The sequence below is a fragment of the Hyphomonas polymorpha PS728 genome (assembly GCF_000685315.1).
Classification (GTDB): Bacteria; Pseudomonadota; Alphaproteobacteria; order Caulobacterales; family Hyphomonadaceae; genus Hyphomonas; species Hyphomonas polymorpha.
Map to the genome: position 1 here is coordinate 1 of NZ_ARYM01000071.1, position 350 is coordinate 350.

The following is a 350-nucleotide window of genomic DNA, read 5'->3' on the forward strand; positions in this document are numbered from 1 at the left end:
CCCTGCCACTTCCCCCGCTGGCGCAGGGAAAGAAAAGGCGGTGCGTTTCCGCGCTCAATTCAAGAGGGACAGAGGTTTCCCACGAAGGATCGCTCCACGGCTTTCGTGTGGGCTCAACTGATCTGTAGGCGGAGGGGTTTGGCGCGGCGTCGCCGAGATATTCGATGTGCACGCCGCCCCACCACATCACGCGCAGCATGGCGCGGCTGCGCCCGGCGGCGCGCACTTCTTCCACAGCGCGGGCGAGCTGCCAGATCAGCACCGGCCAGAAGAAGGGATGCACGAACGCGAAATATCGCGCGAGCGCAGGTTCCTTTCTGAGGCGGGCAAGGCTGAACATCCGCCAAGGA

1 protein-coding gene is annotated in these 350 nt (G+C 64.3%); it reads right to left on the reverse strand.

Annotation, left to right across the window (positions count from 1 at the left end; genetic code table 11):
- Positions 1 to 350: hypothetical protein (locus tag HPO_RS20795; protein WP_199285927.1), on the reverse strand; the 350-nt coding region annotated here is incomplete at both ends.